Source organism: Novosphingobium arvoryzae (genome assembly GCF_014652615.1).
GTDB lineage: Bacteria > Pseudomonadota > Alphaproteobacteria > Sphingomonadales > Sphingomonadaceae > Novosphingobium > Novosphingobium arvoryzae.
Map to the genome: position 1 here is coordinate 259,965 of NZ_BMZD01000001.1, position 16,846 is coordinate 276,810.

The 16,846-nt window shown below is 67.8% G+C and carries 12 protein-coding genes; 5 read left to right on the forward strand and 7 right to left on the reverse strand.

Features of this window, described 5'->3' with window-relative positions:
• Positions 1-52: 52 nt before the first annotated feature.
• The 4 genes from IE113_RS01310 to IE113_RS01325 are packed head-to-tail and all read left to right on the forward strand — an operon-like array spanning position 53 to position 4,590.
• Positions 53-706: a PilZ domain-containing protein gene (locus IE113_RS01310; RefSeq protein WP_189538618.1), complete on the forward strand. Its 654-nt coding sequence runs from the start codon at positions 53-55 to the stop codon at positions 704-706.
• A gap of 48 nt (positions 707-754) precedes the next feature.
• Positions 755-2,365, forward strand: coding sequence for an NAD(P)/FAD-dependent oxidoreductase (locus tag IE113_RS01315; RefSeq protein WP_189538619.1), 1,611 nt, complete (start codon positions 755-757; stop codon positions 2,363-2,365).
• A 15-nt stretch (positions 2,366-2,380) separates the two neighbouring features.
• Positions 2,381-2,809: a GtrA family protein gene (locus IE113_RS01320; RefSeq protein WP_189538620.1), complete on the forward strand. Its 429-nt coding sequence runs from the start codon at positions 2,381-2,383 to the stop codon at positions 2,807-2,809.
• The gene (locus IE113_RS01325) at positions 2,806-4,590 is read left to right on the forward strand and encodes a hypothetical protein (RefSeq protein ID WP_189538621.1); all 1,785 of its coding nucleotides are present in this window, start codon (positions 2,806-2,808) and stop codon (positions 4,588-4,590) included. The genes IE113_RS01320 and IE113_RS01325 overlap by 4 nt, the downstream gene beginning before the upstream one ends.
• Positions 4,591-4,615: 25 nt before the next feature.
• Here IE113_RS01325 and IE113_RS01330 read toward each other — a convergent pair whose 3' ends face one another.
• From IE113_RS01330 to IE113_RS01340, 3 genes are all read right to left on the reverse strand, one after another.
• Positions 4,616-5,953: a cytochrome P450 gene (locus IE113_RS01330; RefSeq protein WP_189538622.1), complete on the reverse strand. Its 1,338-nt coding sequence runs from the start codon at positions 5,951-5,953 to the stop codon at positions 4,616-4,618.
• 96 nt (positions 5,954-6,049) lie between these two features.
• Positions 6,050-7,300: an ABC transporter permease gene (locus tag IE113_RS01335; protein WP_189538623.1), complete on the reverse strand. Its 1,251-nt coding sequence runs from the start codon at positions 7,298-7,300 to the stop codon at positions 6,050-6,052.
• Positions 7,300-8,283, reverse strand: a complete 984-nt coding sequence (locus IE113_RS01340; protein WP_189538624.1) for an ABC transporter ATP-binding protein — start codon at positions 8,281-8,283, stop codon at positions 7,300-7,302. Before IE113_RS01340 ends, IE113_RS01335 begins: the two co-directional genes overlap by 1 nt.
• A gap of 47 nt (positions 8,284-8,330) precedes the next feature.
• Here IE113_RS01340 and queG point away from each other — a divergent pair, with 47 nt between their 5' ends.
• Positions 8,331-9,401 carry a tRNA epoxyqueuosine(34) reductase QueG gene (gene queG, locus IE113_RS01345; RefSeq protein ID WP_189538625.1) on the forward strand — a complete coding sequence of 357 codons (1,071 nt, stop codon included), beginning with the start codon at positions 8,331-8,333 and terminating at the stop codon, positions 9,399-9,401.
• Here the strand turns inward: queG and IE113_RS01350 are convergent.
• The 4 genes from IE113_RS01350 to IE113_RS01365 all read right to left on the reverse strand — a co-directional run bounded on the left by IE113_RS01350 (position 9,398) and on the right by IE113_RS01365 (position 16,817).
• Positions 9,398-14,095 carry an NAD-glutamate dehydrogenase domain-containing protein gene (locus IE113_RS01350; protein WP_189538626.1) on the reverse strand — a complete coding sequence of 1,566 codons (4,698 nt, stop codon included), beginning with the start codon at positions 14,093-14,095 and terminating at the stop codon, positions 9,398-9,400. The two genes, queG and IE113_RS01350, sit on opposite strands and share 4 nt — an antisense overlap.
• A gap of 133 nt (positions 14,096-14,228) precedes the next feature.
• A complete protein-coding gene (locus IE113_RS01355) occupies positions 14,229-15,209 on the reverse strand; it encodes an LLM class flavin-dependent oxidoreductase (protein WP_189538627.1) in 981 nt (326 codons plus the stop codon).
• Positions 15,206-16,057: a tetratricopeptide repeat protein gene (locus tag IE113_RS01360; RefSeq protein ID WP_189538628.1), complete on the reverse strand. Its 852-nt coding sequence runs from the start codon at positions 16,055-16,057 to the stop codon at positions 15,206-15,208. The genes IE113_RS01355 and IE113_RS01360 overlap by 4 nt, the downstream gene beginning before the upstream one ends.
• Positions 16,058-16,073: 16 nt before the next feature.
• Complete coding sequence (locus tag IE113_RS01365; protein ID WP_189538629.1) at positions 16,074-16,817, reverse strand: alpha/beta fold hydrolase; 744 nt, start codon at positions 16,815-16,817, stop codon at positions 16,074-16,076.
• Between the last annotated feature and the right edge of the window lie 29 nt (positions 16,818-16,846).

Below are 16,846 nucleotides of genomic sequence, written 5' to 3' on the forward strand. Positions count from 1 at the left end.
AGTCCGGATCTGCCCGGAAACGCTGTCCGGGCGGCGTTCCAGGGACAGGTGCATGGCCGCAAGCGGCGAATCGACACGAGCGGATGCGGCAACGCCCGAACAGCGGGCGGCGCAGCGCTATACCCTGCTGTTGCGCGCGGCCAAGCTGATCGCTGCGGATCGCGAATACTTGTGCATCCTGCGCGACGTTTCCGCCACCGGCCTGAAAGTGCGATTGTTCCATCCGCTGCCCGATTCGGCGGACTGGCAGCTGGAACTGGGTCAGGGTGAGCAGTTCGCGCTCGATCCGGTGTGGCAGGCCGATGGCCATGCCGGGTTCCGGTTTCGGGACGCGCCGGTCGATCCCCATCGCCTGGTGGACGAAGAAGCCGGGCCATTTCCCCGGCGCCACATCCGTCTGCATCTGGAATTGCCGGTCATGGTGTGGGCCGATGGAGCGGCCCAGGCGGTAACGCTGTGTGATCTGTCGCAACTGGGCGCGCTGGTTCGTGCCGACCCGCCACTGGCATTACGCCAGCCGGTGCGGATCGAATCGCCGGACTTTCCCCTGCGCCATGCCCGCGTGCGCTGGCGGCGCGGCGTTAACCATGGACTGGTGTTCCAGGAAGCATTCCGGCTGGATGAGCTGGCGTTGCTGGTGGCAGGGTTGCAGGGCGCCCCCGGAATGAGCGGGATCGACCGATCCCGTCCCCGCGTTAACCAGTGATTAGGCATTTTCCTTCACTCCTGCCTCAAGCTTTCAAGCGGGGGCAGAATGTCAATTGCAGGACTTCCCGGTGCGCATGGTGCGGCGCCGAATCATGAAAAGACCGTCGATGTCGCGATCATCGGGGCTGGCCCGGCAGGCCTGACCGCCGGATACCTGCTGACCAAGGCGGGGCTTTCGGTGGCGATCATCGAAAAGGACGCACACTACGTTGGCGGGATCAGCCGCACGGTGGAGCACGAGGGGTATCGCTTCGACATCGGCGGACACCGGTTCTTTTCGAAGAGCCAACAGGTGGTCGATCTGTGGAACGAGATCCTGCCGGATGATTTCATCCAGCGCCCCCGGATGAGCCGGATCTATTACGAGGGCAAATTCTACAGCTATCCGCTGCGCGCGTTCGAAGCGCTGTGGAACCTGGGGATCGTGCGCAGCACGCTGTGCATGATCAGCTTTGCCAAGGCCAAGGCATTCCCAAACAAGCAGGTCAAAAGCTTCGAGGACTGGACCGTCAACCAGTTCGGCCAGAAGCTCTATTCGATCTTCTTCAAGACCTACACCGAGAAGGTCTGGGGCATGCCCTGCGACGAGATGAGCGCCGATTGGGCCGCGCAGCGGATCAAGGGGCTGTCGCTGTGGGGTGCGGTGGTCGACGGGCTGAAGCGCAGTCTGGGCCTGAACAAGGCACCCAACGACGGGATGCAGACCAAGACGCTGCTGGAAACCTTCCGCTATCCGCGCCTCGGCCCCGGCATGATGTGGGATGCCGCGCGCGACAAGATCGTGGCCAGCGGCAAGGGCGAAGTGCTGATAGGCCATGCCTTGAAGCAGCTGGCCAGCGACGGGCAGGGCGGCTGGCGCATGACCGCCACGGGCGAACACGGCGAAACCGTGGTGCGCGCGCGCCATGCGATCAGTTCCGCGCCGATGCGCGAACTCGCCGCGCGGCTCCACCCGCTGCCGCAGACCAGCCTGAACGCCAAGCAGCTGCGTTACCGCGACTTCCTGACCGTCGCGCTGAAGATCAGATCGGATGACTTGTTCCCCGACAACTGGATTTACATCCACGACAGCAAGGTAAAGGTTGGCCGCATCCAGAACTTCCGGTCGTGGTCGCCGGAAATGGTGCCGGACGAAAGCGTTGCCTGCGTGGGGCTGGAATACTTCTGCTTCGAAGGCGACGGGCTGTGGTCGATGGCGGACGACGATCTGGTCGAGCTGGCGACGCGCGAGCTTGCCACGCTGGGGCTGGTTTCGGCCGAACAGGTGATCGGCGGGGCCGTGGTCCGGCAGGAAAAGGCCTATCCGGTCTATGACGAGGACTATGCCGCGCACGTCGATGCCATGCGCCGCGAGCTGGAAGGCGCCCACCCCACCCTGCACATGGTCGGGCGCAACGGGATGCACCGCTACAACAATCAGGATCACGCGATGATGACCGCGATGCTGACGGTCGAGAACATCATCGCCGGGCAGCGCGTCTATGACGTGTGGTGCGTGAACGAGGATGCCGAGTATCACGAAGCCGGCGACGAAGGCGAACAGGCGGCCCTGCCGACCGCGCGTCGCGAAGTGAGCGAGGACCAGGCCGCCGCGCTGGCATCGGTCCGCGAGGTGCCCGAACGCATCGCCGCGCCCAAGCAGCGCGACGCCGCATAAGGAAACGGGCTGGCCATGAACCGCATCGCCGCTCTCCGGAACGTGGTCCTGCTGCGCTACCTTGCGGCCAGCGCGCTGGCGCTGGGGGTGGACCTTGGTTCGTTCCTTGCGCTGCTGGCGCTGGGCGTGCCGGGGGCTCCGGCCGCTGCGGCGGGCTATTCGTTGGGGATCGTCGCGCACTGGCTGCTGTCCAGCCGCGCGGTGTTCCAGCAGGGGGTGGCCGCGCGCGGACCGCAGCGGACCCGGCAAAAGGCGATGTTCGTGGGTTCGGCCCTGTTCGGGCTGGCGCTGACCACGGCGATTGTCGGTACGGGCGATATGCTGGGCACCGATCCGCGCCTGGCCAAGCTGCTGGCCATCGCCGCGAGCTTTACCGCGACCTGGCTGCTGCGTGAAAAGGTGATCTTCCGCCCGGACAGCGGTGCCACGGGCAGCGCTTCGTGAGGTTGGGCGAGCGCCGCCGACCGCCCTTTCCCGCTGAACTGACCGTGCGGGTGGGGCTGGTCTGGCTGATTGTCTGCATGATTTATGTCGCGACCAAGTGGTCCGCGATTGCCGCCCTGAACCTGCCCGATGCCGACGACACGCTGCGCATGGTGCAAGTGCGCGATCTGCTGGCGGGACAGGGCTTCTGGGATCTCCATCAATACCGCATCGATCCGCCGCAGGGCATGCTGATGCACTGGTCGCGGCTGGTCGACCTGCCGCTGGCGGGGGTGCAACTGGCGCTGCGCCCGCTGCTGGGCCCGGCGCTGGCGGAGCACGCCGCGCTGGTGCTGGTGCCGCTGCTCACGCTGGGCGCGGCGATGCTGCTGGCGGCGCGGCTGGCCTGGCGGCTGGTCGATGAGAACCTGATCTACTTCACCATTTTGCTGCTCGCGCTCGCCACGCCGCTCACCGCGCAATTGCAGCCGCTGCGGATCGACCATCACGGCTGGCAGGTCGTGGCCGTGCTGGCCGCGCTCAATGGCCTCACCGCGCGCACTGCCTGGCGGGCCGGGTGGCTGAGCGGCGCGGCGCTGGCGCTGGGTATGACGATCAGCCTGGAACTGCTGCCGATTGCCGCGCTGTTCGGCGCGGTGCTGGGTTTGCGCGCGGTGATCGATCCCGCGATGCGCAGCGGCCCCGCCGGGTTCCTGCAGGCGCTGGCGATTGTCGGCGTGGCAGCGTTCCTGGGCACGCATGGGCTGACCGACATGGCCAGTCATTGCGACAGCCTCTCGCCGGCTTACCTCGCGGGGCTGACGGTTGCCGCGCTGGCCGCGACCGTGCTGGCCGCGCTGCCGCCCTTGCCGGTGCTGGCGCGCGCGCTGGGCCTTGGCGCCTGTGCGGCGCTGGCGGGCATCACGATCCTGGCGCTGGCCCCGCATTGCGCGGGCGGACCGTTCGCGGCGCTCGATCCGCTGGTGCGCAGCTTCTGGTACAGCAATGTCCATGAAGGGATGCCGGTATGGTATCAAAAGCCCGCCGTGATCGCGCAAATGATCGCGGTGCCGCTGGCGGGCCTTTATGGCGCCGTCCGCCTGTGGCTGGCATCGCAAGGATGGCCACGGCGGTTCTGGTTTGATTATGCTGTGCTGCTCGCCGGGACGATTCTGCTGGCGGTTGTCGTTGCCCGGTCCTCCGCATTTGCCTGCGCCATCGCTGCCGTGCCGCTGGCCTGGCAAGTGCGCGAATGGCATCGCCGGGTGCGCGGCTTCAAGCGGCCCCTGCCGCGCGTTGCCGGGTTGCTGGCGATTGCCGCTGTGGTCATGCCGGGCGTGCCGCTGATCGCGCTGGGCAAGTTGACCGCCGCACCGGCCGGCACTGCGGCCCCCATGCCCTCTGCCCAGCTGGCCTGCGATATCCGCGCCGCCGCGCCTGCGCTGAACGCGCTGGCCCCGGCAACGGTGTTCGCCCCCATCGACATCGGCCCGGTCCTGCTGGCCGAGACGCATCACCGCGTGATCGCCACCGCGCATCACCGCGCGCCGCAGGCGCTGCACGATGTGATTGCCGCGTTCATTGCCCAGCCGGATGCGGCGAGGGCCATCGTGACGCGGCGCGGTGCCCGCTATGTGATGATCTGCCCCGGCCTGATCGAGGCGGGCAATTACCAGCGCGCCGCGCCAGACGGACTGATGGCGCGGCTGCTGGCAGGTCGCGCGCCGGAATGGTTGCGACCGGTCATGCTGCCGGGCAAGACCGGCCTGCAATTGTGGGAAGTGGAAGCGGGCCGGAACTGAGGTTCGCGGCCCGCCCCACAGAGCCTCAGAACTTCGACAGCGTCACATCCAGCCGGCGGAAGCCGTGGACGAAGTTCGCGCGCACGCGTTCCACCTTGCCGGTCACGTTCACGCGCATCCGGCGTTCGCGCATTTCCTCCAGCAGGATCTTCAGTTGCAGTTCGGCCAGCCGCGCGCCGACGCAGCGATGGATGCCATAGCCGAACGACAGGTGCCGCCGGGCATTTTCGCGGGTGATGATCAGCTTGTCCGGGTTTTCGAACACCGTCTCGTCGCGGTTGGCGGAAATGTACCACAGGATCAGCTTGTCGCCCTTGGCGATCTGGTTGCCGAACAGGTCGGCATCCTCGGTCGCGGTGCGGCGCATGTGGGCCAGCGGGGTGACATAGCGGATGCATTCCTGCACCGCGTTGGGAATCACCGATCCGTCGGCTTCGAAGATCGCGCGCTGGTCGGGGAACTGATCAAGCGCATGCACGATGCCCGACATGGTGTTGCGGGTGGTGTCGTTGCCGCCCACGATCAGCAGCACCAGGTTGCCCATGAATTCCTGCGGGCTCATGTGGCTCATCGCATCGGAATGGATCATCATCGAGATGAGGTCGCGGCTGGGCGCGGCGCCCATGCGTTCCATCCACAGCTGCTGGAAGTAATGCGCCATTTCGCTGAGGATGCCGAACCGCAGGTCTTCCAGCCCGCGCGCCAGCCCCAGTTCTACATCGCCTGCCCAGTCCGACCAGAACGTCAGCAGCCGGCGGTCTTCCCACGGGAAGCCGAACAGGATCGCCAGCATGCCGGTGGTCAGTTCGATCGACACCTTGTCGACCCAGTCGAACTCCTCGCCCCACGGCAGGCTGTCGAGCGTGGCGGCCGTGCGCATTCGCACTTCTGCCGCCATCTTGTCGATCTCACCCGGCGTGAACGCGGGGGCCACGGTGCGGCGCTGGCCAGTGTGTTCGGGCCGGTCCATCGCGATGAACATCGGCAGGCGGCGTTCTTCCAGCACGGCGGGATCGACATCTTCCGGCGGGTCGCCAATGGTGATGCCGCCATACTGCCACGACGATGAGAACAGCTCCGGCAGCGCCTCGACGTGCTGGATGGTCTTGGCCGTGGTCACGTTCCAGTACGCGCCATAGGGCGATTCCGGCACGCGGTTGATCGGCGCCTTCGCGCGCATTTCGGCAAAGATCGGCTGCCAGCGATCCTCGACATAGATGTCAGAGCGCGACACGTCCCATGGATGGGTGTGCTTGGGCAGTTCCTGGCCATGTTCCTTCAGCCATGCCTCGAAGGCCTCGGTGGCCGAGGGGGAACGACGATAGGTGAACGGATTCGCGGCGTTAAGCGGTTGGGTGGCCATGAATTTTCCTCTCCGGCACGCAGGTTATCGATACGTTGCCCTTAAGGACTTATCCCGCTTTACTTACCGGAGAGTCAATAGCCAGACCGCAGGGGATCAAACCGCCGTTTCGGCCTTTGCCCGCCGTCCGAACCAGCGCCGTTTGCGCCCGCCGCGTGCCGGGCCGCTCTTCATCACCCACTTGCGGAACAGGGTAGCCCCGGCCTTCACGCAGATCGCCACGCAGACCACCTGCCAGGCCAGCGCCAGGCCATGCGTCCACAGCCGCGGGTCCTGTGCGGCGCGGGCCAGCATGGCGAACGGGCTGCTGAACGGCACGACAGTCGCCGCGATCTCGATCGCGCTGCCGGGCCGGGCCATCGCATAGCTGGCAAAGAAGAAGTTCAGCAATTGCAGCATCGTCACCGGCATCGACAGCGTCTGCACTTCGCGCACGGTGGACGCCATCGAACCAATGGCCAGGAACAGCGAGCCGAGCAGCAGGTATCCCATCGAGAAATAGAGCACCGCCAGCCCAAAGAACATCGGCCAGCCGACCGCCGGGGCCGGATAGTCCGCCAGCGAATTGCCGGCCGCCAGCCACACGGCCGTACCGGTCACGCCCCACACGGTGATGCCCACCCACGATACCGCCAGCATCGCGAACAGCTTGCCCAGGAACACCGCATCCATGGGGATTGCGGCGGCCAGGATCTCGATGATCTTGTTACCCTTTTCCTCGACCAGGTTGGACAGCACCATGCCCGCCAGCAGCATCGTCAGCAGGAACAGCACCGTCTGGCCCAGTTGCGCGGTGGTTACCCGGCTGCGGTTTTCATCGGCCGTGGTCTTGGTCACCAGATTGGACAGTTCGACCTTGGGATAGGACGCCGGCGCATTGCCCAGCGCCTGCGCGGCGGCAAGCGAAACCGGTCCCTGCCAGCGTTCGATCAGGTCGCGCGTGCCGGTCAGCACCGGCTGTGCCGGTGTGCCGGTGATGACGGCCGCCAGGTTCTGCTTGCGGTCGCGCACGGCGGCGCCCGCGTCGAACGCCTGCCCCGGTTCCAGTTCGGCCACGACCACCAGATCCGGCAGATAGGCCAGCTGGCCCTGCAACTGGCGATAGGCGGCAGACATGGCCGCGACATCGGCCTTGCTCATCGCGATCCCCAGTTCCGGGCGGGCGGTGGTTTCCTTCACGCTTGCGCCGATCCCGCCAGCCAGCCCGCCGACGATCAGCGGGAACAGCGGCCCCAGCAGGAAGAAGAAGAAGCTGCGCGAAAACAGGATCGCGGTAAAATCGCGCCGCGCGATCACCAGCGCGGCGGCGAGAGTGGAGAGGCGGCCGGATACGGGAGCGGCGGACATCAGCGGACCTCCTCGGGCGATTCTTCCAGCGCGCGGGCCGCAGCCTCGCCCGCGATGGCGACAAAGGCATCGTGCAGCCCGGCGCGCTCGATGGAGAGCGAGAGAATGCCCGCCTCCCCTTCGATCAGCGCGCGGAGCAGCGGCTCCACCCCGGTTTCGGGGAGCGAGAACATCCAGTAGGCGCCCTCGTGCCGGGCATCGGCGGGCAGGGCCGCGCGCCAGGGGCCGTCGCTGGCGCGGGTTTCCAGCCGCACTTGCGGGCGGATGCGGTCACGCGCGACGTCCACCGGCCCGGCGAACGGCACCTTGCCCCCGGCGATGATCGCCACCTCGTCGCACAGCCGCTCGGCATGGGCGATCACGTGGGTCGAGAAGATCACGGTCACGCCGCTTTCGGCGAGGCCGCGCATCATCCGTTCCAGCTTGCCCTGGTTCAGCGCATCGAGGCCGGAAAACGGTTCGTCGAACACTACCAGCCGGGGGTTGTGGACCAGCGTGCCGAGCAGCTGGACCTGCTGCGCCATCCCCTTGGACAGCTGGCGGATCTGGCGGTCGGCGGCATAGCCCAGCCCGTGCTGTTCGAGCAGTTCGCGCCCGCGCCGCCGCCCTTCGGCCAGCGGCAGGCCGCGCAGCGCGCCCATGAAGGCAATCGCCTCATAAGCCTTCATCGATGGATAGAGCCCGCGCTCTTCGGGCAGGTAGCCGATGGTGTGCGCTACCTCGTGCGGGCGGTCATGGCCCAGGATGCGGCGCACGCCTTCATCCGGGTCGATGATCCCCAGCAGCATCCGCAGCGTCGTGGTCTTGCCCGCGCCGTTCGGCCCCAGAATGCCGTAAATCGCGCCTTCGGGAACGGTCAGGTCAACCCCGTCGACCGCCGTGAAGCCGTCGAACCGCTTGACGATTCCACGTGCCTCGATCGCCAGCGGACGATTTGCCCCCGCGCCCGCGTTGCTCACCACTGGTGCTTCCCCTAGATTCATGGTTGGGGGCAGTAATGGCAGGGCCGTGAACAGGAGCAACAGGAAGTTTGGTTAACGCGGCGGCAATCACGGCCCTGAAGCACGATCTGGCCGCCGAAGCCCGGCGGCTGGGGTTTGTCGCCTGCGGGATCGCCCCGGCGGCAGAGGATGCGCTGCGCGCGGCGCGGCTGGAGGCCTGGCTGGCCGAAGGGCGCCACGGCGACATGGCCTGGATGCAGGACCGCGCGCACCATCGCCGCAGCCCGCAAGGCCTGTGGCCAGAGGCGCAAAGCGTGATCGCGCTGGGGATGAGCTATGCCCCCGCCGCCGATCCGCTGGCGCTGGAAGCCGCGCCGGAGCGGGGCCGGATTTCGGTCTATGCGCAGGGGCAGGATTATCACGACACGGTGAAAAAGGCGCTGAAGGCGCTGGCCCGCTGGCTGGTGATGGAGGCGGAGAAACGCGACCTGGGCGGGGCGGACGTCAAGGTGTTCGTCGATACTGCCCCGGTGATGGAAAAGCCGCTGGGCGCCGCGGCCGGCCTTGGCTGGCAGGGCAAGCACACCAACATGGTCAGCCGCGAACATGGCAGCTGGCTGTTTCTCGGTGCGATTTACACCACGTTGGCGTTCGAACCGGACGCACCGGGGCGCGACCGCTGCGGATCGTGCGATGCCTGCCAGCGCGCCTGTCCCACGGCGGCGTTCCCCGCGCCCTATCAGCTCGATGCGCGGCGCTGCATTTCCTATCTGACGATCGAGCTGAAAGGCCCGGTGCCACTGGAGTTCCGCAAGGCGCTGGGTAACCGGATCTATGGCTGCGACGATTGCCTGGCCGTCTGCCCATGGAACAAGTTTGCCGACAGCGCCGCGCGGATGAAGGCGTTTCTGCCGCGCGCGGAACTGGTCGCGCCCCGGCTGGCGGACCTGCTGGCGCTCGACGATGCAGGCTTTCGGCGGCTGTTTTCCGGCAGTCCGATCAAGCGGATCGGGCGGGACCGGATGGTCCGCAACTGCCTCTACGCGGCGGGCAACAGCGGTGATCCGGCGCTGGCCGGGCCGGTGCGGGCGTTGCTGGACGATCCGGACGCAGCGGTGGCGGATGCCGCACGCTGGGCGCTCGGCCTGCTGGAGCCTTAACGTCCCAGCAGGTTGCGCGCCTGACTCGCCACTTGCGCCAGCATGGCCGGGGCGACGGGCACCGCGCCTTGCGCCCGCTTCACCATTTGCCGGAACTGGCCGATCGCGGCGGCATGGGTTTCGGCCCATCCGGCCACGGCAGCCCCGGCATCGCCGGTCTGGCCCATGACTCGGCGCAGGAAGTCCAGCCGCATCTGCTGGAAATCGCGGGCCAGCCCGTTGACCAGCAGGCGCTCCCACGGGTCGGACGGGTTCATCCGCGCGGCGGTCATCTGCGCCCAGTCCAGCCCCAGCCGCGCGCCCAGATCGGTGAACGCGGCGGTGATCGCGCGGGCGCTGACGCCGCTATCGCGCGACAGGCGGGCCAGCCCAATGGTGCCATCCAGGTCGAACAGCGTTGCGACCATCGCGCTCTGGGCGTCTGGTGCACCCAGCGCGGCCAGTTCGGCGCGCATCCGGTTGGATTGCGCCAGCGCTTCCCCGGCCAGCAACCCGGCGGCGCCATCGCGCAGTTCCGCAACGCCGGGGGCCAGTTCTGCGACCAGCCGTGACGGTTCGTTCGAGCCATGGCCGATGCGGAGCAGATCGGCGATGTGGTCCGACATTGCGGCAGAGGCCCGGTCGAACAGCGCAATGCGCGCGGCTTCGGGCATTGCGGCGGTTTCGATCGCGCTCCACACGTCGCGCATCCCCAGCAGGCGTTCGGCGGCGATGAACGCGGCGGTGACTTGCGCCAGCGTCGCGCCCTCCTCCTCGGCCAGTTCGAACGGATGGATCAGGCCCAGCCGGTTGATCATCCGGTTGGCCAGCTTGGTGGCAATGATTTCGCGCCGCAGCCGATGCGCCAGGATATCCTGCGCGAAAGGTTCGCGCATCGGAGCCGGGAAGGCGGCCAGCAGTTCGTCCTCCAGCCCCGGATCGTCCACCACGGCAGAACTTTCCAGGGCATCCTGCAGCACCAGCTTGGCGCTGGACATGAGCACGGCCAGTTCGGGGCGGGTCAGCCCGCGTCCGTCCGCGGCGCGGCGGGCCAGCACGTCGCTGTCGGCCAGGCCTTCGGTCTTGCGGTCCAGATGTCCGCCTGCCTCCAGCGTCTCGATCAGGCGGATGTGCGATGCGGTTGCCTGCGGTCCGCCCGCCTGCGCGATGGACAGGGCCAGCGCCTGCAAGCGGTTGTCTTCCAGCACCAGCGCCGACACTTCGTCGGTCATCGCGGTGAGCAGTTCGACGCGCGCCGGCTCATCCAGCCGCCCGGCCCGCTTGGCTCCGGCCAGGGCGATCTTGATGTTGACCTCGTTGTCGCTGCAATCGACCCCGGCGGAGTTGTCGATGAAGTCGGCATTGTTGCGCCCGCCCCGGCCATCGGCACCGCGCAGCGCGTATTCGATCCGGCCCGCCTGGGTGCAGCCCAGGTTGGCGCCCTCGCCGATCACGCGGGCGCGCACATCCGCGCCGTCGATCCGCAGGGCATCGTTGGCGGGATCACCCACTGCCACGTTGTTCTCGCTCGACGCCTTGATATAGGTGCCGATCCCGCCGAACCACAGCAGGTCGACATCCGCCTTCAGGATCGCGGTGATCAGGCTGTCGGGGTCGATCGCTTCCACATCCAGCCCCAGCATGGCCTGCACTTGCGGGGACAGCGGGATTTCCTTCAGACTGCGGGCAAACACGCCGCCGCCATCGGAAATCAGCGCCTTGTCGTAATCGTCCCAGCTGGAGCGCGGCAGGGCGAACATCCGGGCGCGCTCGGCCCAGCTCTTGGTCGCGTCGGGCGCGGGATCGAGGAAGATGTGGCGGTGGTCGAACGCGGCGACCAGCTGGATCGACCGCGACAGCAGCATCCCGTTGCCGAACACGTCGCCCGACATGTCGCCGCAGCCGGCGACGCGGACCGGATCGGTCTGCACATCGACGCCCATTTCCAGGAAGTGCCGCTGGACCGACAGCCACGCGCCCTTGGCGGTAATGCCCATCGCCTTGTGGTCATAGCCCTTGGACCCGCCGCTGGCGAAAGCATCGTCCAGCCAGAAATCGCGTTCATCGGCCAGCGCATTGGCGGTGTCGGAAAAGGTGGCGGTGCCCTTGTCGGCGGCGACCACGAAATAGGGGTCCTCGCCATCGCGCACGGTCACGCGCGGCGGGTGGACGACCTTGCCGTCGACGATGTTGTCGGTGATGGACAGGAGCGTGCGGATGAACAGCTTGTAGCTGTCCTTGCCCTCGGTCAGCCAGCCGTCACGATCCCGCGCGGGATCGGGCAGCTGCTTGGGATAGAACCCGCCCTTCGCGCCGCTTGGGACGATGACTGCGTTCTTGACGCGCTGGGCTTTCATCAGCCCGAGGATTTCGGTGCGGAAGTCGTCGCGCCGGTCAGACCAGCGCAAGCCCCCGCGCGCGACCGGGCCGGAGCGCAGGTGAATGCCCTCCACCCGCCGTGAATAGACAAAGATCTCGCGCCACGGCAGCGGCTTGGGCAGACCCGGCACCAGTGCCGAATCCAGCTTGAACGCCAGCGCATCGGCCCCGGCCGGAGCAAAGGCGTTGGTGCGCAGCATGGCTTCCACCACGGCACGATACTGGCGCAGCAGACGGTCGTCGTTGATTGCCGATACCCCGGCCAGCCCATCGCGAATCGCGGCCTGTGCCGCCGCCTCTGCTGCCGCGCGATCACCCTGGAAGGCAGGATCATGCCGGGCGACGAACAACGCGATCAGCCCGCGCGTGACGGTGGGCGCGTTCTGCAGCGCATCGACCGCGGTCTGGATCGTATAGTTCAGCCCGGCCTGACGCAGATAGCGGTACCATGCGCGCAGCCAGTCGGCTTCTTGCGCGGACAGGGCGGTGGCGGTGATCAGGCGGTTGAACGGATCGTTCTCGGCCGCGCCGTTCAGCACGTCGGCCAGCGCGGCCTCGATGGTTTCGGCGCGGTCGAGCAGCCCGGCAGGGTCCTGTCCGGCAGGGGTGGCCAGGATGAAATCGTGGATCGTCCCGGCGCGACCTTCATCCAGATCGGTCGGCATGTCCTCGATCACGCGGAAGCCGAAGTTTTCCAGCGCCGGAACCGCATCGGACAGCGCCAGCGCGCCGTGGCGCTGGTACAGCTTCAATCGCAGCGTGCCCGCATCGTCTCCCGCCATGGCGTGGAGGCGCGCACCGCGCGAAGGTCCGCTCTCACCCTCGCCAGCCAGCTTGCGCAGCCGGGCGATGTCGCGCGCGGCTTCGGCCGGGCCATAGTCGTTCCGATAGGCGAGCGGGAAGGCATCGGCAAAGCGGGCGGCAATGGCGGCGGCGCGCGAAGGGTCTTCGCTCGCGGCGATTTCCACTTCGACCGCTTCGACCCAGCCGCGCAGCATGGCCTGCAGGCGGGCATCCAGCGCGGCCTCGTCCGGCAGGCTGGCGACTTCGGGCAGGTCGAGGACGAAGCGCATCAGCGCCAGATGGCCGTCGATTTCGGTGCTCCAGTCCAGCACGGGCGCACCGCTGGCTTCGACCAGCATGGCCTGAACCTGAAGCCGCGTCGCGGTCGACATGATGTCGCGCGGCAGCCAGACAAAGGCGAACAGGTGGCGCATCAGCGCAGCGGGCACCAGCGCCAGCTTGGGCCGGGGCCGGTCGGTCAGGCTCATCATCGCGGTGGCGAGCCGTTCGACGTCCGCATCGGCCAGCGAAATGAGCACGTCATTCGGCAACGCGGTCAGCGCATGGACCAGTGCCTTGCCGGCGTGGCCCTGCGGCGAGAAGCCGAACCGGGCCGCCATGTCGGTCAGCTGCGAGCGCATCCGGGGGATCTGGGGCGGCGCGGCGGTCATGGCGGCACTGGTCCAGATGCCGGCATGAACGGACAGCGCGACTACCTGCCCGCCTTCCAGCACGGGGACGATGAACAGGTCCAGCGGGGTGCGGCGGTGGACGTTGCTGACCTGGTTGGATTTCACCACCAGCGGCACGCGCACGCCCTTTGCCTGCCCATCGAACCACGCGAACGCGCGGTCATAGGAAATCGGGCCAAGCAGCGCCTTCGCGCTCTTGCGGCAAATGCCCAGTGCACCGGTCTGGCTGCCGTCGCGGCGGCGCACGACGTGGCCCAGCTGGGTCAGCATCCCGTCCTTGAACCAGCGCAGCAGTGCCGCGCCTTCGCTGTCGGGGGCGGTATCGGCATCGGCGGCCATCGCGGCCTGCATCGCGCTCCAGTCCGCCACCGCGGCGCGGACATCCGCCAGCGTCGCGGCCAGCGCCTGTTCCAGCGCGCGGCGCTGACGGGCATCGGCGCGCGGGGTTTCCAGATAGACCATCGATTCGCGTTTTTCGCCCGCTGCATCGCCGGTTGGGATCGCGCTCAGGCGTCCGTCGCCATCGCGGCGCACGGGCAGCACGGGGTGGACCAGCCGGTCGATCGCCAGGCCGTGCGCGGCAATGGTAGAGGCGATCGAATCGACCAGGAACGGCATGTCGTCGTTGATCACCGCGATCCGCATGAACCGCTCACTCGCGCCGCCGGAGACCGACTCGATCGCGATGGCGGGATCGCCACTGGTGCGCACTGCGGCGGTGGCCAGCACGAACTGTGCGGCCTGGGCCAGGCCATCGGCGCTGAAGGCGGCGTCTCCCGGCAGGATCGCGTTGCTCAGGCGCATCCCCAGAGCTTCGATCAGGGCGACATCATCAGCGGAATGGACGGGCTTCGAAACCATGAAATGCGCTCTCCTCCGGTGGCATCACCACCAGCTCCTGCGTGTTATAATATTGCTATCTTAAGTAGCATATTTGCGCAGTGTAGGACGAACCGGTCTCCGCTGCAACCAGTTTGCCCCTAGGGAATTGCGCTTAGCCGAGCGCTTTGACTGTTAATTCGAGTGACTTGTGCCGCGCCGCCGGATCGAAGGTGGCCCCGGCCACGATCAGCTCGTCCGCGCGGGTGCGTTCCACGAATCGGCCGATCTGTTCGCGCACCGTTTCAGGCGAACCCACCGCGCTGGCCTGTCGCATGTGTTCCAGCATGGCGAGTGCATGCGGGGGCAGGGTCTGGCGATAGCCGGGAACGGGCGGTTTCAGCCGCCCCGGCGTGCCGCTGCGCAGCGCGACGAAGCTCTGGTCCATGGACGAGGCGAGCAGCACGGCTTCCTCGTCCGTATCGGCGGCAATCACGGTCATCGCCGCCATCGCGTGCGGGCGCTCCAGCGCGGCGGAGGGGCGGAATTGCTTGCGGTACAGTTCCAGCGCGGCGTCGAGGTGATCGGGCGCAAAGTGCGAGGCGAAGGCATAGGGCATACCCAGTGCGGCGGCGAGCTGCGCGCCGAACAGGCTGGAGCCGAGAATCCACATTTCCACGTTTGCGCCGTATCCCGGCGTCGCGCGCAGCGGCAGGTCCAGATCGCCGGTAAACAGCGCGCGCAATTCGACGACGTCGTTGGGGAAGTATTCCGCCGCGCGCATCAGATCCTTGCGCAGTGCCTGCCCCAGCCGTCCGTCCGCGCCGGGCGCCCGGCCCAGCCCCAGGTCGATCCGCCCCGGATAGAGCGCGTCGAGCGTGCCGAACTGCTCCGCGATCACGAACGGGTTATGGTTGGGCAGCATGATCCCGCCCGATCCGATCCGGATGGTGGACGTCGCCGCGCCGATATGCGCCAGCACGACCGAGGCTGCCCCGCCCGCGATGCCGTCCATCGCGTGGTGTTCGGCCACCCAGAACCGCTTGTAGCCCGCGCGTTCGGCGCACTGGGCGAGTGCGGCGGCGTCGGCCATGGCGGCGGCGACGGTACCGCCTTCGCGGACGGGGACCAGGTCGAGGACGGAAAGATCGATCATCGCGGCGATGGTGTCGCCTCTGGCCCCAGTTGGTCAAGATAGGCTTGTGCGGTTTTTGCCGCCGGACTGCCGGGCGCGGCGTTCAGGACCGAGCGGAAACTGCGCCGCGCGGCATCGTCGCGGCCCGCCAGCGCAGCGATCACCCCTGCTTCCAGCCCGATTTCTGGATCGACTGGCAGCAGTTGCGCGGCCAGTTCGATCTGTTGCTGCGCCTCGGCCAGCTTGCCCTGTCGGCGCGAGAGTGTGGCCGAGAGCAGCCAGCCCACCGCGTTCTCCGGTGCGTTGGTGCGGGCAGAGGCAAGCGCGGCGGCCGCATCGCCCTCGCGCTTCAGCAGCACCAGCGCGCGGGCGCGGTCGATCGAGATTTCGCCCGCGAGGTTGAGGTTGCCTGCCCCCAGTGCCTCGCCATGCGCGGCGTCGAGCGCCGTGAGGGCGCGTTCGGGCGAACCGGCGGCCAGCGCGGCATTACCCGCCATCGCGCCCAGCCGCGCGCGGTTGGCCCGCTCCATTGCCGGGGTGTCGTCGCGCGCTGCAAGGAACGCGGCCTCGGCTTCGTCCAGCTTGCCCACCCCCGTCAGCGCAACGCCCAGGCAGTGACCCGGTTCGACCCGCGCGGAGCCGGTGACGGTTCCCAGCCAGGTTCCCGCCTGCTCTACTGCGCTGGCGGGATCGCTGCGCGCCAGCGTCAGGCACTGCGTCAGGCGGCTGGGCGGCAGCGCGGGCGTGTCGATCACCTTGTCCGGCCGAATTCGATTTTCTTGGCGCTTGATCTCCAGCGGGGCCTGCGGCAGCGCAGGACCGGGGCCTACTTGGGCGAGCAGCGGCAGCAGGATCAGGGGCAGGGCCATGGATTCTCCGGCAAAATCAGGGCAGCGCCGCGATGGTCCGCAGCAACAGCGCAATGTCCGCATCTCGGCTGAGGCGGTGATCGCCGTCCTTGATCAGGGTCACCTGCACATCGGCTGAACGCAGCCGCTCGGCTAGTTGCAGCGACAGGCCCCACGGCACATCCGCATCCTGCTGGCCGTGGAGCAGCCGCACCGGACAGGTCAGCGCGATTTCGCCGCCCAGCAAACGCTGCGCCTGTCCATCCGCCCAGAAGCCGGGATGGGTCGGCGTGGGTTCGGGGCCATAGGGGTTGTCCTCGAACACCGCCCGGCCCGCCGCGAGTTCGGCTTGCTGTTCGGCCGAAGTGCCCCAGTCGGTAAAGTCCGGCGCGGCGGCAATCCCGACGAGCGCGTGGACCTGCGCCGGGATCGCCAGCGCGACGAGCAGCATCAGCCATCCGCCCATCGACGATCCGATCAGGGTGACCGGCCCCGGACAATGCGCGGCGATCAGCGCCAGCACTTCCTCGCGCCAGCGCGACAGCGTGCCGTCGGCAAAATCGCCATCGCTCAGCCCGCAGCCGGAATAGTCCAGCAGCAGGCAAGCGCGTCCGTTGACCCGTGCCCAGTCGAATACCGCGCAGGCCTTGCCCCCCGCCATGTCGGATTTGTAGCCCGGCAAGAACACCAGCGTCGGGCCGGTATCTGCGCCGGTTGCGGGCGCGAAGCGAAAGGCGATCTGGCGGCCATCGGGCATGGCGTGAAAACGGGGCTCGGTCATGCCGCCCTCATGCCGCATCGCGGCGCGAT